The organism is Elusimicrobiota bacterium (assembly GCA_041660185.1).
Lineage (GTDB): Bacteria > Elusimicrobiota > Elusimicrobia > 2-01-FULL-59-12 > 2-01-FULL-59-12 > JBAZWU01.
Map to the genome: position 1 here is coordinate 66,416 of JBAZWU010000007.1, position 21,393 is coordinate 87,808.

General features: G+C 56.2%; 20 protein-coding genes. 17 read left to right on the forward strand and 3 right to left on the reverse strand.

What is annotated here, in order from left to right:
• Window positions 1–19: 19 nt before the first annotated feature.
• The 16 genes from dnaK (at window position 20) to WC859_07100 (ending at window position 16,463) form a co-directional block, all read left to right on the forward strand.
• A complete protein-coding gene (gene dnaK, locus WC859_07025) occupies window positions 20–1,930 on the forward strand; it encodes a molecular chaperone DnaK (GenBank protein MFA5975905.1) in 1,911 nt (636 codons plus the stop codon).
• 27 nt (window positions 1,931–1,957) lie between these two features.
• On the forward strand, window positions 1,958–3,091 hold the full coding sequence (dnaJ, locus tag WC859_07030) for a molecular chaperone DnaJ (GenBank protein MFA5975906.1): 1,134 nt from the start codon (window positions 1,958–1,960) through the stop codon (window positions 3,089–3,091).
• Window positions 3,092–3,264: 173 nt separating this feature from the next.
• Window positions 3,265–4,008, forward strand: coding sequence for an RsmE family RNA methyltransferase (locus tag WC859_07035; protein MFA5975907.1), 744 nt, complete (start codon window positions 3,265–3,267; stop codon window positions 4,006–4,008).
• On the forward strand, window positions 4,005–5,090 hold the full coding sequence (locus tag WC859_07040; GenBank protein MFA5975908.1) for an AI-2E family transporter: 1,086 nt from the start codon (window positions 4,005–4,007) through the stop codon (window positions 5,088–5,090). The genes WC859_07035 and WC859_07040 overlap by 4 nt, the downstream gene beginning before the upstream one ends.
• Window positions 5,087–6,334 (forward strand): tRNA (N(6)-L-threonylcarbamoyladenosine(37)-C(2))-methylthiotransferase MtaB, encoded by a 1,248-nt coding sequence (gene mtaB / locus WC859_07045; GenBank protein ID MFA5975909.1) that lies wholly within the window; start codon window positions 5,087–5,089, stop codon window positions 6,332–6,334. The genes WC859_07040 and mtaB overlap by 4 nt, the downstream gene beginning before the upstream one ends.
• Before the next feature lie 54 nt (window positions 6,335–6,388).
• Window positions 6,389–6,766 carry a phage holin family protein gene (locus WC859_07050; GenBank protein MFA5975910.1) on the forward strand — a complete coding sequence of 126 codons (378 nt, stop codon included), beginning with the start codon at window positions 6,389–6,391 and terminating at the stop codon, window positions 6,764–6,766.
• Window positions 6,742–7,056 (forward strand): hypothetical protein, encoded by a 315-nt coding sequence (locus WC859_07055; GenBank protein ID MFA5975911.1) that lies wholly within the window; start codon window positions 6,742–6,744, stop codon window positions 7,054–7,056. Before WC859_07050 ends, WC859_07055 begins: the two co-directional genes overlap by 25 nt.
• A 24-nt stretch (window positions 7,057–7,080) precedes the next feature.
• Complete coding sequence (locus WC859_07060; GenBank protein MFA5975912.1) at window positions 7,081–7,431, forward strand: histidine triad nucleotide-binding protein; 351 nt, start codon at window positions 7,081–7,083, stop codon at window positions 7,429–7,431.
• A 23-nt stretch (window positions 7,432–7,454) separates the two neighbouring features.
• A complete protein-coding gene (gene rpsU, locus WC859_07065) occupies window positions 7,455–7,646 on the forward strand; it encodes a 30S ribosomal protein S21 (GenBank protein MFA5975913.1) in 192 nt (63 codons plus the stop codon).
• A 9-nt stretch (window positions 7,647–7,655) separates the two neighbouring features.
• Window positions 7,656–8,111, forward strand: coding sequence for a GatB/YqeY domain-containing protein (locus WC859_07070; GenBank protein MFA5975914.1), 456 nt, complete (start codon window positions 7,656–7,658; stop codon window positions 8,109–8,111).
• 18 nt (window positions 8,112–8,129) lie between these two features.
• Window positions 8,130–9,917: a DNA primase gene (gene dnaG, locus WC859_07075; protein MFA5975915.1), complete on the forward strand. Its 1,788-nt coding sequence runs from the start codon at window positions 8,130–8,132 to the stop codon at window positions 9,915–9,917.
• A 19-nt stretch (window positions 9,918–9,936) separates the two neighbouring features.
• Complete coding sequence (locus WC859_07080; protein ID MFA5975916.1) at window positions 9,937–11,676, forward strand: sigma-70 family RNA polymerase sigma factor; 1,740 nt, start codon at window positions 9,937–9,939, stop codon at window positions 11,674–11,676.
• 6 nt (window positions 11,677–11,682) lie between these two features.
• Entirely contained in the window at window positions 11,683–13,005 is a 1,323-nt protein-coding gene (locus WC859_07085) for an aspartate aminotransferase family protein (GenBank protein MFA5975917.1), read from the forward strand.
• Window positions 12,980–14,149: a hypothetical protein gene (locus tag WC859_07090; GenBank protein ID MFA5975918.1), complete on the forward strand. Its 1,170-nt coding sequence runs from the start codon at window positions 12,980–12,982 to the stop codon at window positions 14,147–14,149. Before WC859_07085 ends, WC859_07090 begins: the two co-directional genes overlap by 26 nt.
• Complete coding sequence (locus tag WC859_07095; protein MFA5975919.1) at window positions 14,127–15,083, forward strand: acyl-CoA reductase; 957 nt, start codon at window positions 14,127–14,129, stop codon at window positions 15,081–15,083. The genes WC859_07090 and WC859_07095 overlap by 23 nt, the downstream gene beginning before the upstream one ends.
• A gap of 531 nt (window positions 15,084–15,614) precedes the next feature.
• Window positions 15,615–16,463, forward strand: coding sequence for a hypothetical protein (locus tag WC859_07100; protein MFA5975920.1), 849 nt, complete (start codon window positions 15,615–15,617; stop codon window positions 16,461–16,463).
• Window positions 16,464–16,469: 6 nt separating this feature from the next.
• Here WC859_07100 and WC859_07105 read toward each other — a convergent pair whose 3' ends face one another.
• From WC859_07105 to WC859_07115, 3 genes are read right to left on the reverse strand one after another with little or no spacing between them, the layout of a single operon-like run.
• Window positions 16,470–18,437, reverse strand: coding sequence for an ABC transporter permease (locus WC859_07105; GenBank protein MFA5975921.1), 1,968 nt, complete (start codon window positions 18,435–18,437; stop codon window positions 16,470–16,472).
• Between the two features lie 7 nt (window positions 18,438–18,444).
• Window positions 18,445–19,446, reverse strand: a complete 1,002-nt coding sequence (locus tag WC859_07110; GenBank protein ID MFA5975922.1) for an efflux RND transporter periplasmic adaptor subunit — start codon at window positions 19,444–19,446, stop codon at window positions 18,445–18,447.
• Window positions 19,447–19,451: 5 nt separating this feature from the next.
• Entirely contained in the window at window positions 19,452–20,723 is a 1,272-nt protein-coding gene (locus WC859_07115) for a TolC family protein (protein ID MFA5975923.1), read from the reverse strand.
• Window positions 20,724–20,891: 168 nt separating this feature from the next.
• Here WC859_07115 and WC859_07120 point away from each other — a divergent pair, with 168 nt between their 5' ends.
• Window positions 20,892–21,311, forward strand: coding sequence for a hypothetical protein (locus WC859_07120; GenBank protein MFA5975924.1), 420 nt, complete (start codon window positions 20,892–20,894; stop codon window positions 21,309–21,311).
• The last annotated feature ends 82 nt before the right edge of the window (window positions 21,312–21,393 follow it).

Below are 21,393 nucleotides of genomic sequence, written 5' to 3' on the forward strand. Positions count from 1 at the left end.
CGAACGGGAGGAACGTATCATGCCTAAAATCATTGGAATTGATCTTGGAACATCGAATTCAGCCGCGGCGGTAATGGAAGGTGGGAAACCCACCATCATCCCGTCAGCGGAAGGAACGACTCTCGGCGGGAAAGCGTTCCCGTCTTATGTGGCTATTACGAAGGACTCCCAGCTGCTCGTGGGAGAACCGGCCCGTCGCCAGGCGGTGAGCAATCCGGAAGCCACGCTCAGCGCGTTCAAGCGGAAGATGGGGACGGATCATAAATACAAAGTCTTGAACAAGGAATATACTCCGCAGCAACTCTCCGCTTTTATCCTTCAAAAGGTAAAAAAAGACGCGGAAGCATACCTGGGCGATACGATAGCCAAAGCGGTGATCACCGTTCCGGCGTATTTCGACGATAACCAGCGCCAGGCGACCAAAGACGCCGGCGCCATCGCCGGTCTGGAAGTTGTCCGCCTGGTCAACGAGCCGACGGCGGCTTGTCTGGCCTACGGATTGGATAAATCCGGGCAAAACCAGAAGATCATGGTTTTTGATCTCGGCGGCGGGACGCTGGATGTCACGCTGATGGATATGTCCAGCACGGGAAAAGACGCGACGTTCGAAGTGGTGGCCACCTCCGGCGATACACAGCTTGGAGGGACCGACATGGACAACGCGCTGATCGAGTACGTTGCCGGTGAATTCCGCAAGGGGTCGGGCATTGACCTGATGACCGACAAGCTGGCCACGACCCGTCTGAAGGAAGCGGTTGAGAAAGCGAAGATCGAACTCTCCAGCGTGATGGAGACGGAAATCAACCTGCCGTTCATTACGGCGGATGCCTCCGGTCCCAAACATCTGGCGCAGAAACTGACCCGCGCCAAACTTGAGGCGATCGTCTCTCCGATTATTGATCGCTGCAAAGGTCCGGTGGATCGTGCTCTGAACGATTCTCGCAATAACCCGAAGCATTCGTGGAAAGCCATTTCGGATATCACGAAGATCATCATGGTGGGCGGACCAACCCGCATGCCGATCGTCCAGAAGTTCGTCGAAGATTATGTCGGCAAGAAGGTGGAGCATGGCATTGATCCGATGGAGTGCGTCGCTTTGGGCGCGGCGGTCCAAGCCGCAGTGCTCACGGGAGAAGTGAAGGATGTCCTGTTGCTGGATGTGACTCCTCTCACGCTCGGGATCGAAACCCTGGGCGGTGTGCGAACCCCGCTCATCGACCGGAATACGACCATCCCGGTCAAAAAGTCGCAGATTTTCTCAACAGCCGCAGACAATCAGCCTTCCGTTGAGGTGCACGTGCTGCAGGGGGAGCGGCCGATGGCGAAAGACAATGTTTCGCTCGGAAAGTTCATCCTGGACGGCATCCCGCCGGCGCCGCGTGGCATGCCGCAGGTCGAAGTCTCCTTCGACCTCGATGCCAATGGGATTCTCCACGTGACGGCCAAGGACCTGGGGACCAACAAGGAGCAGTCGATCCGCATTTCGTCCCCGAGCAAACTCTCGAAGGACGACGTCGAGAAGTTTGTCAAACAGGCGGAACAATTCGCCGAAGAAGACAAGAAGAACAAGGAACAAATCGAGGCCAAAAACGAGCTGGACGGTTTGGTCTACGCCACGGAAAAATCCCTGAAAGAGCATGGTGACAAAGCCAGCAATGACGAACGCCTGGCAATCGACCGCGCCCTGGCGGAAGCGAAAGAGGCCTTGAAGGGCACGGATGTGGACGCCATGAAGCGCACCAAAGAAAGCCTGATGAGCGTTTCGCATAAGCTGGCCGAAGCCATCTACAAACAGGCGGCGGAAAAATCCAAAGGCGCCGCTGGTGCTCCTCCGGAAGGCGAAGCGGGTGCCTCATCAGGTAATGGGGAAGCCCATCAATCCCAGAGCGGGGCGGTCGACGCCGAAATTGTCGACGACGAGAAAAAATAATACCCCTTCGGGTGGGTTGAGGGACCAGTGGCGGATAAAAAGGACTATTACGACTCCCTGGGCGTGTCTAAAGGTGCGAACCAGGACGAAATAAAAGCGGCCTACCGGCGGCAGGCGATCAAATATCACCCGGATAAGAATCCCGGTGATAAAAACGCGGAGACTCACTTCAAGACGATTAATGAAGCGTATGAAGTTCTCTCCGATCCGCAAAAGCGGGCCGCCTACGACCGTTTCGGGCACGCCGGGATGAATGCCGGAGGATACCCGGGTGGCGGTGGTTTTGGCGGGGGTTTTTCCGATCTGGGGGATATAGACCTAGGGGATATCCTGGGCAATATTTTCGGCGGCGCGGAGACCTTCTCCGGAAGCGGGCGGCGTTCCCGTTCGTCCCGCGGTCAGGACATTGCTGTCGAGGCGGACATTACGCTTCCGGAAGCTTACGCAGGCCTCAATAAGCCGATTCAAGTGCACCGCGCCGAATCCTGCGACACGTGCAAAGGAAGCGGAGCCAAGCCGGGATCGAACATTCAAACCTGTAAAACCTGCGGCGGCGTTGGGCAGGTACGCTCCCAGCGCGGATTCTTTGTCATGCAAACCGCCTGTCCCACATGCCATGGTGAAGGGCAGACCATCCAATCTCCCTGCACCTCCTGCCGCGGCACCGGTATTGTTGAGAGATCTTCGACCATTACCGTCCGTATTCCGCCTGGTGTGCGCGAGGGAACCTCGCTGCGCATTTCCGGCAGCGGTCAGGCCGGGCATCGCGGCGGGACCGCGGGGGATCTCTATGTCGTGATTCATGTGGCCAAGGATGTCCATTTTATCCGTGAGGAGGATGATCTCTATACGGAGGTCCATGTGTCCATCCCCCAGGCGGTGATGGGTTGCGAAACCCCCGTGCCCACCATGGAAGAACCTGTGACCATGAAGATCCCTCCTGGAACACAAGGGGGGACGTTGTTCCGCCTGCACGATCGCGGCATGCCGCGCCTGGCGGCCCGCGGCCAGGGGGATCAGTTCGTTAAAGTGATTGTCGATATTCCCAAAGAGCTGACCAGCGAACAGCGCCGGTTGCTCCAGGAATTCGCTAAAACATTGGGTGAAAATCCTGCCCGATACGACGAAAGCGTGCTAAAAAAAATCTTTGGTAGAGGCTGATGCGTGACCCCCAACGTCATTCCCCGCAGCCACTGGCGGCCCCGACCTCCCGTCGATGTTTTTATTGACGGGGCCGCACCGACTGTTTGATTCAACGGGTGGACGGTGCGGGGAACCCATAGATCCCCCGCCTGAACCCGCGGGGGATGACGACGCGGACGCGAGAGGTTGATATGCCTCGATTCTTTATCCCGCCGGAAAACATCCGTGACGGCCGCTTTTTCTTAAGCGGTTCGGAAGCCCGCCATGCGATCCATGTCCTTCGAAAAAAAAGCGGCGATACGCTTGAACTATTCGACGGGAAGAGCACGTCTTTTACCGGACGCATTGAATCGGTGACGCCGGAAGCGCTCAACGGCATTCTGTTGGAAACGCGCTCGACCGCTGTTGTCTCAGGTCCAGAACTCACGCTTTACCAGGCGTTGCTGAAAGGTCCAAAGTGGGACTGGCTCATCGAAAAAGTATGCGAACTGGGTGTCCGTCGATTGGTTCCTGTCGAGACCGCGCGGACTATCGTCAAAACGGAGGGCCGTGACGTGGCGGGGAAAGTGGCGCGCTGGCGTCGCATCGCGCTGGCAGCGGCCAAGCAATGCGGTCGTGCGGATATGATGGTGATCGAAACCCCCCAAGTGCTGTCGGATGTCTTGGCCGTTGCCCCATCTGGAGAACCGCTTCGCCTGATCCCTTGGGAGAAGGAAACATCCAGGACCATTCGTCAGGCTTGTCAGGGATTCAGAGGGCAGGCCGCGCAGGTCTTCATTGGTCCGGAGGGGGGATGGGAAGAGGATGAAGTGAATTTCGCTCGTCGTCAGGGGTGCGTCCCGGTGTCGCTGGGTCCAACTCTGTTGCGCGCGGAAACTGCCGGGATTGTGTCGGCCACATTGGCGCTCCATGAATTGAGAGAGGTGCTGCGATGAACCGTAATACGCTTTTTTATTCTTTTTTCCTGATCTTCTTTGCTTTCCTTTTATATGAATTCGCCCAGCTGATCGCCCCCTTCTTGACCCCGATACTCGGGGCTGTTGTTTTGTTGATCTTGGCTTATCCGATTCATGAACGTATTGGTCGATTGATGCGGCATCGAAGTGCTGGCTTACAGGCTCTTTTGTCGACGATCATTGTTGTGGCCCTGATCGTCGGACCCCTCATCGCTGTTTCCTGGTTTCTCATCAGTGAGTCGCAGTCGATGGTTCCCATGCTTCAGCATTGGGGCCAGACCCTGGAGAGCTGGCGGCACGGTACGACACTCCTCCATACGTCATGGATGCGCTCGATTGAAGCGCGGTGGCCGCTCTGGCTGGGGGGGCTGGGTCGTTTTGATGTGGAGCGTATCCTGCTTCAATGGGGAAGCCAATTGTTTTCTTGGATGGGTGCGTTTGGGCAGTCTCTGGCGACCAATACGATTTTGTCGATCGGTTCTTTGGCCATTTTAGTTTTTACGCTCTTTTTCTTTTTTCGCGACGGGGAAACCATGTTGAATCAAGCCCGAAGGCTGATTCCGATGCGGGCGCATGATCAAGACCGTCTGGTGGAGAAGTTAAAGTTGATTGTTACGGAGATCGTCCGGGGCTCCATCTTGACAGGGCTCTGCCAGATGGCCTGCGCCACGCTCGGTTATGGACTGGCCCGTGTTCCGGCTCCTTTGACTTTCGGCCTCCTCACAGGGATCGCTTCTTTTATTCCGGTTGTGGGTAGTGCTTTGGTCTGGGTGCCGATGGGAGTGTTCCTGCTCGCGAGGGCTTCCTATGGCCGTGGGATCTTCATTCTGCTCTGGGGGATTCTGGTCATTTCTGTGTTGGACAATCTGCTGCGGACCTTTTTTATCGGCCGGAAAGCCAAGCTGTCAACGTTGTTCTTGTTTTTCGGGATTATCGGCGGAGCCGAACTGTATGGCGTCAAGGGTGTTCTGATCGGGCCGGTTCTCGTTGCCATCCTTCCTGTATTCTTCGATATCTTTTCGGATCTCTATCTCCGAAAGGATACGCCTGAGGCAAAATGAGTTCAAAGACGATTGCCTTTCACACCTTCGGTTGCAAAGTCAACCAGTACGAAACCGAGGAACTTCGAAGCCTGCTTCATTCAGGAGATTTCCAGGTGGTGCCCGAAGAACAGGCCGCGGATGTCTATGTCATCAATTCCTGCACGGTGACCGAGGAGGCGGACCGCTCCTGCCGCCAGCTGATCCGGAAGCTGCTGCGCGAACATCCCGAAGCGCGCGTGTTGGTGACGGGTTGTTATGCCGAACGCTCAGCGGTGGAGTTGCGCGCCGTTTCCCCTCGCGTCGAAGTTTTCGGCAACCGGGAAAAACCGCTTGTGGCGGTGGCGCTGGGAATGCCGGCCTCCTGTATCGAGAACGCTGCCAGGCGTGACGGGGTTCTGCTTGCGGACCGAACACGGGCCACTATCAAAATCCAGGATGGCTGTGACGGGCCGTGCACTTACTGTATTGTGCCTTCCGTGCGGCCGGTCATGGTCTGCCGGCCTCCCACCCTCGTATTGGACGAAGCTCGAACGTACCTCGCGCGGGGTTTTCGGGAAATTGTTCTGACCGGTGTGCGCCTGGGACGCTATGAGTGGACCGGAGACGATGTCCCCTGGGACCTGGCGACTCTGATCCAGCGATTGACGGAATTGCCGGGGGATTTTCGTATTCGGCTCTCCTCCATCGAAGTGACGGAAATGTCGAATGCGCTCATCGCTTTGGCGGCTTCCCAGCCTAAACTCTGCCCGTTTTTTCATATCCCGCTGCAATCGGGAGACGACCGGGTCCTGAAGCGGATGGGCCGCTGGTACACCGCCGGTCGCTATCGATCCCTGATTCACGAGATCCGACGGCGCATTCCGGACGTCGCTTTAAGTACGGACGTGATCGTCGGTTTTCCTGGGGAAGAACAGGAACATTTTGAAAACACAAAGCGATTTCTGATGGAAGAAGCCTTCTCGCGGATTCATGTTTTTCGTTACTCGGTCCGTCCGGGAACCCCGGCGGAACGTTTGAGTGATCAGGTGAATCCTCAGACCAAGAGCCAACGCTGCAGGACCCTTCTTCAGCTGGATCTGCACCTGAGACAGCGCTTTGCGAATCGATTTTTGAACCGTCCCGTGAGGGTCCTCCTGGAGTCCCTGAGCTCCGGTTATACCGAACATTATGTTCGTGTGCGTTCCCGTGATCCCATTCCGGAAGGGGAGTTCCGGACGATCCATCCAACGGAAATCGGTTCGGATGCTGTTTTAATTGCTTAAATACAATAGTTGTTGCAATCGTTTGAAGTTGTGTTTACATATGAGTGAGCTCCTATGACGAATGAAACGAGAAAAAAGCACTCCCGGTTTGGAGAACTGCTGAATGTTCTCATGGACCATGCGGAATTGGTTTCGCTGGAAGCCCGTTTCGAGGCGCGTCAGGCGCTCCGGCGGCTAATAGCCATCGTCGTTGCCTGTGTCCTGGCTGTGGCGGCTTTTGTTTATCTGCAGATCGCCCTGATCGCCGGACTCCTGAGACTGGGCTTGACGCTGGGAACCGCCGGTCTTGTGATGGGAGGGGTTTATGGCCTGGCTGCTTTGGTCATTGGCCTTTGGGTCGGGCGCCGCCATCCAAAGGTCGGCTCACCGTTTGAAGCCACACGCCGCGAGATACGGGAAACGATTGAATGGATACGCAAAATTTTCTCCTGAATCGACAGGCCATCGTCGAACGCATCCAGGCGCGCCGCTCGGCTGTGATGGAGGAGCGCGCGGCTGTCCGTCACGGGTTTCTGGGCCTCTCCTGGATGGATTGGGGCCAGATGCTGTGGGGGGGTGGATCCAGTCGCCTTGGTTTGGGTTGGATTTCCAGTTTGCTTCTCCCGGTGGCGGTTCCTCTCTTGATGGCTTTTGGACGGCAAAAGATGGCCCCGGTTCTTTCGAAGAAAAGTCTGCTGTGGAAGCGCCTCGCCAACTTCTTTTCGCTAGCCTGCCGCCTTTGAAATCGCTATAATATCCGCTCTTTGATGGTTCAGCCTGATTGTCTTTTTTGCCGTATTATAGAGAAAAAAATACCGGCTACGGTTGTCCACGAAACGCCGACCACCCTGGCTTTTCGAGATGTCAATCCAAGGGCACCGGTGCATGTTCTTGTTGTTCCCAAAGAACACGTCGACTCCATCAATTCGCTGGAGTCCAGACACGCCGGTCTTCTGATGCAGATTTATGAAACCATTCAGGCGGTGGCCCGGTCGGAACGAGTCGAGGACACCGGATTTCGAGTGGTTGTAAATAACGGGAAGGACGCTGATCAGACAGTCCGCCACTTGCATTACCATGTGCTGGCGGGCCGCCGGATGGGATGGCCCCCGGGGTAGTTTTGAAGGAGAGGTGTTGACGATTGATCGGAATTAAAGTTCGCGAGAATGAATCGATTGAGGAAGCTCTGCGCCGCTTTAAAAAAGAGTGTGAGCGCAACGGCATCATGCAGGAGATTAAACGCCGGGAATTTTACGAGCCACCCAGCGTGCGCCGTAAAAAGAAGGCGCAGGAAGCGCGTCGCAAGCTGCGGCGCCGCATGATGAAACAATAAGGATTTGGAATGGATCTTCAAGTCAAAGTGTCCCAGGACCTGTTGACGGCGATGAAGCAGCGCGAAGCGATTCGCGTATCGACTCTGCGTCTCCTGAAGTCCGCGATCGGCGTCAAGGAAATCGAGCGCACGAAAACCCTTTCGGATGGGGAAGTGCTCGAAGTCATTCAGTCGGAGGCCAAACGGCGCCGCGAGGCGGCCGGGGAGTATAAGAAGGCGAACCGGCTGGACCTGTCGTCGAAGGAGGAAGCGGAACTGGCGGTTTTGCAGGCGTATCTTCCCGCCGCGTTGTCGGAAGCGGAGCTCCTGCAGATTGTGCAGACGGCGATCGCTTCCATCGGCGCCAAGGGACCGCAGGACATGGGCAAGGTGATGTCGACGGTGATGCCGCAGATTAAAGGACGCGCCGACGGAAAAATGGCCCAGCAAGTCGTGCAGCAGCAGCTTTCAGACACAAAATCCTAAGTTCCCTAACACAAACCTATGATTCCTGAAGAGACCATCTCCCGGGTTCGGGAGAGCGTTAACCTGGTGGAATTGATTCGGGAAAGCGTTCCGGGTCTGAAAAAGAGCGGGCGCAACTTCATGGCGCGCTGTCCGTTTCATCAGGAGCGGACGCCTTCGTTCAACGTTAATCCGGAGATGGGGTTGTTCAAGTGTTTCGGCTGTGGCGTGGGCGGCGATGTCTTCAAATTCCTGATGCTTTCGGAAGGCTTGAGCTACCCTGAAGCGATTCGCAAAGTGGCTGGCCGTGTCGGCATCGCGGTTGAGGATGAAGCGCAAAGGCAGGACGTTTCGGAAGAAACCAAAAAAAAACAACTGCTTTACGGTCTCCTCGATGATGCCGCCACGTTCTATCACCGGCAATTATTGGAATCTCCGGAAGCCAAGCCGGTTCTCGACTATTTAACGAAGCGTGGCCTTTCGTCCGAGTCGCTCGAGAAGTTCAGTATCGGATTTGCGCCGTCCTCGGGCAACGCCTTGCGCGATGCCGCGGCACGGAAGGGGTTCAGTCCCGAGACGCTGGAGTCCGCCGGGTTGATCCGGCGCAAAGAGGGCAGCGGGCGGACCTACGATCATTTTTGGAACCGGATCATCTTCCCGATCTGGGACGCGCAAGGACGTCTTGTGGCCTTCGGAGGCCGTGCCCTCGGCGACGCGATGCCGAAGTACATCAATTCGCCGGAAACGCCGATCTACTCCAAGAGCCGGCATTTGTACGGTCTCTTCCAGGCGTTGCCGACGCTGCGCAAACGCCATCACCTGGTGGTGCTGGAAGGGTACATGGATGTGGCGGTGTGTCATCAGTTCGGGTTTGATTACACCGTCGCGACGCTCGGAACCGCGCTGACGGACGAGCATATACGGCTTTTGCGGCGTTACGTTGATCATGTGACCCTGCTTTTTGACCCGGACGCGGCGGGGGCGGCGGCCACGTTGCGCGGCGGGGAACTGCTGATCGCGGAAGGTCTGAAAGTGGACGTGGTCACGCTTCCGGATGAACTGGATCCCGATGAATTGCTCTTGCGCGGCGGGGCGAAGGAACTGGAAGTGCAGCTGCAGAATCCGGTTCCGTTCATGGATTACTTTATCGCGCAGTCGCTGAAGAGGCATCCCGGAACTTTGCCGGAGCATAAGCTGGCGGTGGCGAAAGATGTTTTGCCGTTGATCGGCCGGATGCGCGATCCACTTTTGCAGGATGAGCATCTGGGGCGTCTGGCGGAAGCGTTGCGTACGCAGAAATTGATATTGGCGCAGCAGATGAAGCGGATGCCGAAGGAGTATTCGGAAAAGACCGAGAAGGTGCTTCCCAGGGCTTCCGAAGAAAAACAATCCGTATTTCTGTCTCTGGAGGAAGAAATCCTCCTGGCCGCGATCCTTTATCCATCGGGGGGCGTCTGCGAAATGCTCGAGCTGTTCGAGTGGCAGGACGCCCGGTGCCGGAGCGCGTGGAAAGTTTTGAAGACGCGGATCGGGTCGGGCACGCTGAATTTGTCGGATGCTCTGCCGGCCCTGCCGGACGACATTTCAGAATGGATCACACGGCTGGCGCTGCAGACCCGGGAGTACGCGCAGCCACTCGACGTGATGCGGGAGTTGTTGGGGGCCTGGCGCCGGCAGCAGGAGACCACCCGGTTGCGGGAGATGAAGCCGGAGATCGACCGGATGATCAACGGGCAGATCCCTGTCGATACGCAGCGCGTCCAGACGTATAACGATTTGTCGCGAAAATTAAAAGGCTCAAAATCGAATCCGGCCGGTTTGGTGTAACCTGAGGAGGTTCCGTCTCATGGCTGAAGCGCAAACGCCCAAAGAACAAGAAGCAAAGAAAGATCCAATCAAAGCCCTCATCGAACAGGGGAAGGAAAGCGGCTACCTGACGTACGATGAGATCAACCGCCGTCTGCCCGAGCAGTCCATCGGCGGCGAAGAATTGGACGAACTCTTTGGCACGTTGGAAGATTTAGGCATCGAAGTCGTTGATCGCGAGGAAGACCTTATCCGTCCGGCTGACAAGCCCGTGGAAGAAGAAGTGCTGCCCGAAATCGGCGCGGAAACAACCAACTCCATCCGGATGTATCTCACGGAGATGGGCAAAGTGCCGCTCCTGACCCGTGAGCAGGAACTCACCCTGACCCGCAACATCAAAGAAAACGAAAAAACGCTGAAGCTGATGGTGCTGGAATCCCCGATTACCCTGCGGGAAATCCGCAACTGGGAAAACCTGCTGGCCCAGCAGGAGATGACGCCGAAAGAGCTGATGCCGCGTGGCCGCAAGACCAACCAGGAACTCTCCTGGATGCGCCAGAAGATGAAGAATGTCGTGAAGTTCATCATGGCTGGTGAGAATAAGATGGAACGGGCGGAAGAACGCCTGAAAAAGAAGAACCTGAGCCCGGCGGTACGCGCGTCACTCCAGGAGCGTGTCACCAAGGAGCGCACCCAGATCATCAATAAGATCGTCGGCCTGAATTTGAATCTTGAGAAGATCAAACGGCTGACCAATAAGATCAAAGTCATCGCTCAGAAATTGCGCGAAGCCGAATCCGAAGTGCTTCGCTACGAAAAACGCTTTAAGATTCCTCAAGATGCGTTGTTGAAACTTTTCCGGGAGTACCGCGAACAAAAGATCACCCCCGCCGCATTTAAGAAGACGACCGGGTATATGCCCATGGCGCTGGAATCGACGATGATCAATCTGGAAAACGTGATCACCCGCCTCCATCGTATGGAGCAGATGCTGCCGCTTCCCAAGGAAACGCTCTACAGCACGTACGACCAGATCCGCCAGCTCGAAGAGACGATCCTTGTCGACAAGCTGAAGCTGATCCGCGCGAACTTGCGGCTGGTGGTTTCCATCGCCAAGAAGCACCTGAACTCTTCCCTTGAACTGGCTGACCTGATCCAGGAAGGCGGACTGGGATTGATCAAAGCCGTCGAGAAATTCGAGTACAAACGCGGTTTCAAATTCTCGACGTATGCCACCTGGTGGATTCGTCAGGCCATTAACCGCGCCATCGCGGACCAGGCCCGAACCATCCGCATCCCGGTGCACATGAAGGAAATCATTTCCAAGCTGACCAAGGTGTCCCGCCGCTACCGCCAAGAGTTCGGGCGCGACCCGACCGTTGAAGAATACTCCAAACACCTGCGCCTTTCGGTTGAGAAGGTGCGCGAAATTCTGAAGATCATGCAGGACCCGATCTCGCTGACCACGCCGGTCGGCGAAGAAGATGATTCGTATCTCGAGGATTTTATTGAGGACCGCACGGGTCCTTCGCCGACCCGCTCCGCGCACGAATTCCTGCGTCACCGGGAAGTTGAACGGATTCTGTCCACGCTCAGCGAACGGGAAGCCCAGATCATCCGCTTGCGATTCGGCATCGGGACGGGATATCCCAGGACCCTCGAAGAAGTCGGCCGCATTTTCAATGTCACGCGCGAGCGTGTGCGGCAGATTGAAGCCAAAGCGATCCGTAAGCTGCGCCATCCCTCTCGCAGCCGGCCGCTTCGAGAATACCTTGAATGAGTTGCAATGAAGCCGGTTCCCGGCCCTAAATCACTTTCGCTTGCACGCCGGCTCCGGCAGGTCGAATCACGTAATATCACCTACCTTTCAGACCACTTCCCTGTATTCTGGGAATCCGCTCAAGGCTGCCGTGTGCGGGACGTCGATGGTCGATCGTATCTTGATCTCACCGGCGCTTTTGCCGTAGCGGCGCTGGGACACAACCCTCCTGAGGTGCGCCAAACCATCCGAAAACAATCCGCAAAGATATGGCATGGCATGGGAGATGTGCATCCCAATGCCGTCAAGGTGGAACTCCTCGAACGATTGGCTCGTCTGGCTCCTGGCCGCTTATCCATCTCTATTCTGTCCAGCTCTGGTGCTGAAGCGGTCGAATCCGCCCTGAAGACCGCGCGTCTAGCCACCGGCAAGCCGAGAGTGATTGCCTTTGAAGGCGCCTACCACGGTCTGACGTACGGAACATTGGCCGTGACCCAGCGCAACGATTTCCGCAGACCCTTTTCGGGTCAGATCCCTGGTTTTGCCGTGCACTTGCCTTATCCGGATTCGCTTCGGGGTCCTTCCGAGGAAGAGTGTTTGGAGCGCGTCGTCAACTATCTCAAGCGTTCTTCTTCCTCAGCGGTTGGCTCGATCTTGATCGAGCCGGTCCAGGGCCGGGGCGGCATCCGTATTCCAAAACCATTTTTCCTGAAAGAGTTGCAGACACTGGCCCGGCGCCGCGGCCTTCTATTGATTGCCGACGAGGTTTTTACGGGTTTCGGCCGCACCGGACGGATGTTTGCCGTCGATCACTCCGGTGTCGAGCCGGATCTGATGTGTGTCGGCAAGGCGCTGGCCAACGGTTTCCCAATCTCCGCCTGCATCGGTTCACCCAAGGGGATGCGCGCCTGGCCGCTGTCCGATGGAGAGGCTATTCATACGAGTACGTTTCTTGGGAACCCACTGGGCTGCGCCATGGCGCTGGCTTCCCTTCAGGCCATTGAGAAAAAGAAACTCGCTCAACGCGCGGCGGAAGTGGGGTGGTGGTGGAAAGACCATCTGAAGTTCCTTCTGGACCATCATCCGAATGTAGGGGAAATTCGAGGCGTCGGGTTGATGGTGGGAATCGAACTCGTCAAAGACAAGCGATCGCTTATCCCTGCCCCGAAGCTCGCCGGACGGGTGGTTGAGGCGTGTTTACGAAGAGGATTGTTGGTCCTTTCCGGAGGAACGCATCGCCAGGTTTTGAGCCTGACCCCGCCGCTCATTATTTCGAAAGACGAACTCCGGCGTGCCGCCGCGATATTGGAGGAGGTCTTGACGCGTGGAACACCTGCCCGAAGAAATTAGCCGGTTCCTGCGTACCGGGAAAGGGGATTTCGAAGAATTGGCGCTGGCGCTATTCCAGTACCAGTTTGAGAAGAACAGCCCTTACCAGGCCTTCTGTCAGGCGCAGGGCAAAACGCCTGAGCAGATCTCACGATGGGAAGAGATACCCGCCGTTCCAATTCATGCGTTTAAATCCAAAGAACTCGTGACCTTCCCCGTGGCACAGGCGGCCGCCGTGTTTCATTCCAGCGCGACCACCTCCGGAACCCCCAGCCGGCACTTTATCCGGGATCTTCGCTACTATGAGGCATCGATCAAAACCGGGTTTGAAGGAAATATTATTGACCGGGCGCACACCGCATACGACTGCGGTGCCAGCGCGCTATTAAGGGATTGCGGAAGCGCAGGCAGCGGTGCGCCCCTGCAGATCACTTTCCTGATTCTAATTCCGTCGCCTGCGGAAGCGCCGCATTCCTCTTTGTCGTGGATGATGGAGGTTCTTCGCGGGCGATGGGGAACTCCCTGCAGCGAATACATGGTCCGGAAGGGGCGCCTCGATGAGCCGCGCCTGGCGCAGGTGCTTGCGAAAAGCCAGTCCTCGAAGGAAAAAGTGATGGTTCTCGGGACCACCCTGGCTTTCCTGGCGTTTTTTGATTATTGCGCGAAAACCGGCCAACGGTTTCAATTGCCTGAAAGCAGCCGGTTGATGGACACCGGAGGGATGAAAACCAGTCGTCTTGAAATCACCCGGCCAACTTTCGTGGATGATGTCCGGACTTATTTAGGCATCCCTGAAATGGACTGCATTAACGAATATGGCATGTGCGAACTATCGAGCCAGTTTTATGGGCAGGGCCGCACGTCTTTCTTGCAGGGCCCGCCCTGGGTCCGGAGCCGTATCCTTGATCCAGTGACTGGAGAATCCGCTGTTCCAGGCCAGCCTGGGCTTCTCTGCCACTATGACTTGGCGAACATGGACTCTGTTATGGCCATTCAAACTGAAGATATAGGTCTTTCGGGGAAGGGGTCTGACACTTTGGAGCAATACGTTGCTCCAAAGTGTCAGACCCCGCACAACGCCCTGGCTGGTTTTGTTTTATTGGGGCGTGCTCCTGAAGCCGAACTCAAAGGATGTTCTCTCAATGCTGAAGCCTTCTTGCGTTGATCGTTTAGGGCAGGTTGCGGCATCCTGGCTGGACCCCACACTCCCCGGGCGCTTACAAGCCATAGAGGCGCTCGAGGTCTCAACCGGGATGGCGCGCCCGGTGATTGAGAGGGCGATTCGGAATGCTTTTGAAGCGTTATCACATGAAAAGCTTTCTGAATTCGTAAGGAAAAACAAGATTGAGCCGGACAACCTGTCAGAAAGGGCTGTGCTGCATATTTGCGCGGGAAACGTATTCACATCCTGGCTTCCCGGGGTTGTGATCTCAATCCTGATGGGGTTCCGCTGCTGGATAAAACCTTCTACTCAGGAACCTGTATTTGCGCGCCAATGGGTTGAGTCTGTCCGCAAGTCGGATCATTCGCTTGCTGAGCGAATTTCAGTTGTCTCATGGAAGGAAGATTTGGTGCGTCAGGCCGGTGCAATCGTGGCCTACGGTTCCGATGAAACACTTGAAAATATAAGGCAAAAGACAAATCCATCAACGACTTTCATCGGGTACGGGAGCAAAATGAGCATTGCTGTCCTGTTTAAAGAAGCCCTTCTGGGAGCGCAAAGCTCCATTTGGGGGGAGAAAACGATCCTGGATTGCGAGTTGTTTGATTTGAATGGCTGTCTTTCACCTCAAATATTGTTTTTAGAAGAAAATATCGACAAAAAGTGGTTAGATTCAGTCTTCGCAAAAGTACAAAAACAACCTAAAATCAAAGCTTTTTCAGACCTGAAACAACTCCTCTCAGATTTGGAGCAATTCAAGGGGTTCTTATCATCAATTGGGGTCGCAGGCTCCCTTGAACGTTTGGCACCCATCCGAAATCAGCTTGAGATGCTGGGTGTGACACGTTTTTGCCCTCTCGGGGAGATGCAGCGTCCTCCCCTATCCTGGCGCAATGGCGGAATCTCATTGGTAGACGTTCTTCGCCTGATGTCGTAGAATACCTCCGCTTTTCGGGCCCATAGCTCAATTGATTCGGAAAAAGATTGATTTCTAGATTCGATTTGAGATTTAGACCGGCTTCAGACCGACAACCTGTCGTAAATCCATCAACTTCACTATGTGAAATGTAGTTAGGATAGCTCAGATCCTTATTTATTAGAGTGCCCTCCTGAACCTACTGCAATTCTCCAACGATGTCACACGGGTTTATGATTAAGCTGGTTCTCGAGGGAAACTCCTCCTTCCAGTCTGGGTTAAATAGGATCAATTCGGCCCCTGATTAGGGGGAAATTTTTCGGGCAATATGACCCGCTAGATCTTCCCCCACATAACGCTCATCCCTCTCACCCGTCACCTCCTTAAGTTCTTCTCGCTTCCATCTTCAGTTGTGCCCACCCGAAAGATCCATTTACGGAGACTTATTCGAGCAAGATGACACTTTTTATTCATTCGTGCATCTATTAGTCTAGACGATAATTCGACATCAATTCATTCCAAGAGCTTTGTTCTGGGGTATCAGGAGGAAATGTGAAACGATCTTTTTGGCTTGCAACCGTTTTGGTGTTCAGCTTGGCGGGGACGTCTCATGCGTGGCGGTACTCGGTCCAAAGTCTCTGGCCGGAGAAGCCGGTTCAGATCGATGGTCGGGCGACCGAGTGGTCGGAATGGCCGCTGGTGGAGGCGAAAGGTTTGAGCGGGCGCGCGATGAACGACGCTTCCTATCTCTATCTGCTGATTCGCGGCGCCAATAGCGATGGCCGCACGCTCCTGTCCGGAACGTATCGTCAGAATGTTACGACTTGGTTTCTGAAGCCCGACCGTAAAGCCAGGGCTTGGGGAGTTTCCCTCGATTTTATCCGGGCGCAGGATCCGGAGTCCGAGAGGCCGGGCGGCCGCAGGCAAGTTCGGGAGATCATCAACCTTTCCGATATCGGGATGGTCCCTGAAATGGTGTTGCCGCAAGGCCTGGAAGTTTCGATCTCGACGTTCCCGTCTAATTTTATTTTTCAGGCGGATCTTTCGACCGAATACGCCCGGCAGCCTATCTACGAAATGCAAATCCCTCTGTCCATGATTGAGCAGAAAGGGAAATCGGTCTTTTTGGATGTGGTGTCTTCCGAGATCAGCTCAGAAATCAAGACCGAGCTTCAAAGCACCCGGATGGGCGGACGTGCTCCCGGCGACAGGAAAGGCGGCGGCATGGGGCGGCTTAACGAAATGGGTGGCGGGGGCATGGGCGGTCCCGGCGGTGGAATGGGCGGTCCTGGCGGTGGATCAGGCGGTCCAGGAGGTTCCAGCGGCGAATTCTCGATGGACTTCCCAAAGCCGATTCACCTCAAGCTGACGGTTCATCTGGCTTCTCCCCAAAAGCCTTAGTTCTGGTTATTCGTAGCGGAGGGCTTCGATCGGGGAAAGTTTAGCGGCTTTTTTCGCCGGCCAGAAGCCGAAGACGATGCCGACGGTCGCCGAGAACCCGACCGACATCAGGACGGATGACGACGTGACGATCAGCGTCCATTTGGCGAGTTTCGCGAGCACCACGGCAGACCCCGCCCCCATCAGAATCCCGAGCGCCCCTCCGATGAGCGATAGGGAAGAAGCCTCGATTAAGAATTGAGTCAAAATCGCCGTGGGCGTGGCGCCGATAGCCTTTCGCAGGCCGATTTCGCGGGTGCGCTCCGAAACGCTGACCAGCATGATGTTCATAATGCCGATGCCTCCCACCAAAAGCGAAATCCCGGCGATGGATCCCAGCAGAAGCGTCATGGTTTGAGTGGTGGACTGTACCATTTGGACGATGTCGGACATGTTCATCAGCCGGAAGTCGTCGTCTTCATCCGCGGCGAGCTTGTGGCGCTTGCGCATGAGCGCGGTCACCTGGGCCATCGCCGCATCGACGCTCGCGGTATCTTTGGCCTGCATCCAGATGGTGCCGACGTATTTGTTGCCCAGCAGCCGCTTCATGGCGGTGTTCAGCGGGATCAGGATGACGTCGTCCTGATCCTGCATGCCGCCGGATCCTTTGGCGGGCAGAAGCCCGATGACCCGGAAATTCTTATGGTTGATTTTAATGGTGCGGCCGATGGGCGAACTGGTTCCAAAGAGGTTGGTCGCCACGGTCTGCCCGATCACCGCCACCCGCTCCATGTCGTCGTCTTCCCGCTGGACAAAGAACCGTCCGTACGTAGGCCTGGCGTTGTGCATGTCGGCATAGGCAGCGGTAACGCCTTTAAGGGAAGTGCTGGTATTTTTGGAGCCAAAGACCGCCTGGACGCTGCCATTGACGTTCGGGTCCGCATGTGAAATCAGTTTCTTATTTTCCCCGATCGCGGCGGCATCCGCCAGGGTGAAACGGCTGGTCCGCGCGCTGGACACGCCGCCCCGCGTGGAGGAGCCGGGCATGAGTCCGATCAGATTAGATCCGAGGCTGGACAGCTTTTCTTCCATCGATTTTTGCGCGCCGCGGCCCAGCGCCAGCATGGTGATGATCGCGCCGACGCCGATGATGACGCCCAGCATCGTCAGGAACGAGCGCATTTTATTCGACAGCATGGCCCGCAGGGCCGACATGAAATGCTCGCCGAACTCCGCCAGGGTCAGAGGCGTGACCCCGAGTCCCCATTCGGTCAGGGGGCGGTCCGGTTTCGGCGCCGGTGTGCCGGGTTTGGTGGTGTCATCGACAATTTGACCGTCCCGGATATGGATCACGCGATTGGCCCAGGCGGCTACGTCCGGTTCGTGCGTCACCATCACCACGGTAATCCCGGATTCGTTCAGGGCTTTCAACTGGTTCATGATGTCCCCGGTCTGCGAGGAGGCCAGGTTCCCGGTCGGTTCGTCGGCAAAAATGATTCTTGGATTGTTGACGAGCGCCCGCGCGATGGCCACGCGCTGCTGCTGGCCGCCGGAGAGCTGGTTGGGCTGGTGGTGAAGCCGGTCGCCGAGCCCGACCTGGACCAGGTATTTTTCCGCAATGGCTTGCCGGTTCGGGGTTCGCGAATAGATGAGCGGCAGCATCACATTGTCGGTCGCGGACATGCGCGGCAGAAGGTTAAATTGCTGGAAAACGAAGCCGATGATTTTAGATCGCAGATACGCCGTTTCTTCTTCAGAAAGGCCCAGCACGTCCCGGCCGTCGATTAAATACTGTCCAGACGTCGGCCGGTCCAGCAGCCCCAGCACGTGCATCAGCGTGGATTTCCCTGAGCCGGATGGCCCCATGATGGCCACGAATTCGCCTTCGTGGATCGTCAGATCCACTCCGCAGAGAACTTCCAGGTCGGAGTCGCCCAGATGGTAGATCTTTCGAATGCCGGCTATTTTGATTAAAGGGGGTCGCGCGGAAGTCATGATACCCTCACATCGGCGGCGGGCCGGTATTGGACGAAGACTTGCCGGTCTTGGAGGTTGTCTTTTTGGGGCCGCTGGGCATGAACGGATTGCTGTCCGAGGAGGCGGCTTGCGGCATATAACCGCTGCTGGCCGTGAAAACGGTTTCGCCTTCGTCGACTCCCGACAAAATTTCTACATTCGTCCCATCGTCGACCCCGATTTGCAGGGGGGTTAGAGTCAGGCTGCGCGGATCGGCCCCCTTGTAAACGCAGCGGGTGCCGTCTTCTTTTTCCGTGATCGCCGTGACGGGCAGCAGCAGCGCATCCTTTTTCTGGCTGACGATGACCTTGATGTTGGCGGACATCTCCGATTTATAGTAAGCCGGAACCTTGAGCGGCCGGATTTTGACGTAATAGGTAATGACATTGCTGACCGAAACGCCTTCGTTCAGGATTTGAAACACGATGCCTTCGGTTTCCTTTTTAGGATAGGCGTCCAGCGTCAGGATCGCATGCTGCCCCGTTTTGACTCTTCCCACGTCCGATTCGTCCACCTGGGCGATCACGATCAGGTCGTCGGCCAGCGCAAACATAACGCTCGAGGTCGTGACCGTCTGTCCCTGCACAACGCCGCGTTTGATGATGGTGCCGTTCATGGGCGAAAGCACCGGTGTGGGCCGGTATGTTTTTTCCCATTTGGCGACCGCTTCTTCGCCTTTGGCGCGGGCGGCATCCAGAATCGTCACGCGATCGGTCGAGCTGAGGTAAGCCAGCACCTGGCCGCGCTTGACGCGATCTCCTTCTTCGACGAGGATCTCATCCACGCGCCCGCCCACCGAGGGATTCACCTCGACGCGGTTCAGCGGCGAGACGCTCCCGGTGGTGTCGACGATATCGCTGATGGCCCCGCGCTGCACGGCTGCCGGAATATACAACGGCCCCCGGGACATTCCTTTCTGGCGCAACACGATAAAGCCGATGCCGGCGGCGAGGACGATGAGAATCAAGAGGATGATCATTTTTTTCATAGCAGTTAGTCTCCCAACGGAATGCCGAGCAGGTTGTCCACCTGCGCGCGCGCCGTATTGACGGATTTCAGAGAAGTTAAATAGGTTTGTTCGGCGGACACCAGTTCCTGCTCCACATCCTGCCAGTTCTGGAAATTGAGCGATCCGGCGAGATACTGGATCTCCGCTTCCTCATGACGCTGGCGCGCGGCTTCCAGGAGCAGGGAGGCCGTGTGCACGTTGGCGATGGCCGTTTCCAGCGACGCTGTCGCGGACTGGAGGCTGGAGCGGGCGGATAAGAGGGCCGCCCGATAATCGGCCTGCGCTTTCATAAAAAGACTTCGCGAGCTGGCGCGGCTGTTGAAAAGATAAGACGGGCCGTTGCTGAAAATCGGCCAGGACATCGAAAATCCAAGAGACCAGGAACGGGATCCGGAGAATTCCTCCGAGTCGTTCCAGCCCAGCCCCTGATTGGCACTGAGTGTCGGATAAAGATCCGCGCCGGCCAGCATCAGCTTGGCTTCGGCCAGATCCGCCGATTTTTTGGAGGCCAGAACGCCTGGGATGGCCAGCGACGCTTCATCAATATCAATGCCGGAAACCATGGAAGGAACCGTCAGCGTTCCGGAAGCCGCCATCGGGATAAACCGGTCCATGCCGAGATCCGCGGCCAGACTGCGCTGGGCGGTTTTCTGATCAAGTTTCGCCTGCGTCAGGTCCGCTTCCGCCTGGGCCAGCTGGGCTTCCGTGCGCAGGCGGTTCCCGTCGCTTTCTTTGCCGCTGTTATATTGCAGATTGATCATTTCCGCGCTCCTGGACCGTATGGTGAGGATATTCTCCATCACGTGGATCCTTCCCTGCGCATAGAGCAGGTTAATGAATGAGGAAAGCAGGCTCTTGCGGGTGTCTGCCAGCGTGGTGCGCAGATCCAGATTGGCTTTCTCCGCGATTCGGAGCTGTGTCTTTAAATCCGCATAGGATTTAATGCTGAACAGCGTTTCGGATGCGTTTACATTCGTCGAAAACATATCGGAACCGGTCGAGCCGCCCGTGCCGGTGCGGGAGAACGCATGGGACGCTGACAGAGACGGGTAGGGAAGATCCTGGTTTTTGCTCGCAGCGATGCTGTAGCGGGCGGAGTCCAGGGTATAACGGGCTCCGGCCAGTGAGGGATTGGATAACAAAGCCCTCTCCTGGCATTGTCGCCAGTTTAGCGTCAGATCTTCCGGCGTGGCCGCCAGCATCGGTTGCCACATCAGAAGGAACAGGATGGTTGTGCTAATTATTCTTGAGTTCATGGTCATAGGGGACCTCGTCATATAGATGTAGCAGAGACCCAAAAGTGTCACATATCCTCGGATAATTAAAGATTTGACACTTTTGCGCGTTTCGCGCATCCAATAGTCAGTGGCGGCCCTCCTGAGGAAGGTTGTCCAAAAAGAAGCAAGTGATTGAAGGGAGACATTATGAAACGTCCATACGCCGGCGTCCTGGCGCTTTTATTTTTAACATCAGTGGTTCTATGTGTTCAGGCGGAGGATCGTCGTCCGGATAAAGAAGGGATGCCGGGCAAAAAATGCGAGCAAAGGCTCAAGATGCTGACTGAAAAGTTGGGGCTCAGCGCGGCGCAGGTTGAAAAAGTAAAGGCCGTGCTGGACGATCAAGATCAGAAAACTAAAACGGCTTTTGAGGAATTTGCGGCAAAACAAAAAACAATTCGTAAACAAGCGGATGCGGCGATTGAGGCTCAATTGACAGCGGAGCAGAAAGTAACCTATGAAGAGTTAGCGAAAGCCCGGCCGGAGAAGCCCGGCAATCAGTCGTTTGGCCGAGGTGAACGTCCCGAAGGAGATGCGCCGCCGCCCCCGCCGGGGGCTGAGAACTGATCCGGGATTTGAGTCAACCCTATTCCCTCCTCCTCTCCCTTCACGGGGGAGAAATGGGGGGGTGCGTGAGAAAGAGTGACGG

Bases quoted from the DNA above. Each gene is read 5' to 3' on its own strand.
- dnaK (MFA5975905.1), top strand. From the start codon at position 20: ATGCCTAAAATCATTGGAATTGATCTTGGAACATCGAATTCAGCCGCG.
- WC859_07035 (MFA5975907.1), top strand. From the start codon at position 3,265: ATGCCTCGATTCTTTATCCCGCCGGAAAACATCCGTGACGGCCGCTTT.
- WC859_07040 (MFA5975908.1), top strand. From the start codon at position 4,005: ATGAACCGTAATACGCTTTTTTATTCTTTTTTCCTGATCTTCTTTGCT.
- mtaB (MFA5975909.1), top strand. From the start codon at position 5,087: ATGAGTTCAAAGACGATTGCCTTTCACACCTTCGGTTGCAAAGTCAAC.
- WC859_07050 (MFA5975910.1), top strand. From the start codon at position 6,389: ATGACGAATGAAACGAGAAAAAAGCACTCCCGGTTTGGAGAACTGCTG.
- WC859_07055 (MFA5975911.1), top strand. From the start codon at position 6,742: ATGGATACGCAAAATTTTCTCCTGAATCGACAGGCCATCGTCGAACGC.
- WC859_07060 (MFA5975912.1), top strand. From the start codon at position 7,081: ATGGTTCAGCCTGATTGTCTTTTTTGCCGTATTATAGAGAAAAAAATA.
- WC859_07070 (MFA5975914.1), top strand. From the start codon at position 7,656: ATGGATCTTCAAGTCAAAGTGTCCCAGGACCTGTTGACGGCGATGAAG.
- dnaG (MFA5975915.1), top strand. From the start codon at position 8,130: ATGATTCCTGAAGAGACCATCTCCCGGGTTCGGGAGAGCGTTAACCTG.
- WC859_07080 (MFA5975916.1), top strand. From the start codon at position 9,937: ATGGCTGAAGCGCAAACGCCCAAAGAACAAGAAGCAAAGAAAGATCCA.
- WC859_07085 (MFA5975917.1), top strand. From the start codon at position 11,683: ATGAAGCCGGTTCCCGGCCCTAAATCACTTTCGCTTGCACGCCGGCTC.
- WC859_07095 (MFA5975919.1), top strand. From the start codon at position 14,127: ATGCTGAAGCCTTCTTGCGTTGATCGTTTAGGGCAGGTTGCGGCATCC.
- WC859_07105 (MFA5975921.1), bottom strand. From the start codon at position 18,437: ATGACTTCCGCGCGACCCCCTTTAATCAAAATAGCCGGCATTCGAAAG.
- WC859_07110 (MFA5975922.1), bottom strand. From the start codon at position 19,446: ATGAAAAAAATGATCATCCTCTTGATTCTCATCGTCCTCGCCGCCGGC.
- WC859_07115 (MFA5975923.1), bottom strand. From the start codon at position 20,723: ATGAACTCAAGAATAATTAGCACAACCATCCTGTTCCTTCTGATGTGG.
- WC859_07120 (MFA5975924.1), top strand. From the start codon at position 20,892: ATGAAACGTCCATACGCCGGCGTCCTGGCGCTTTTATTTTTAACATCA.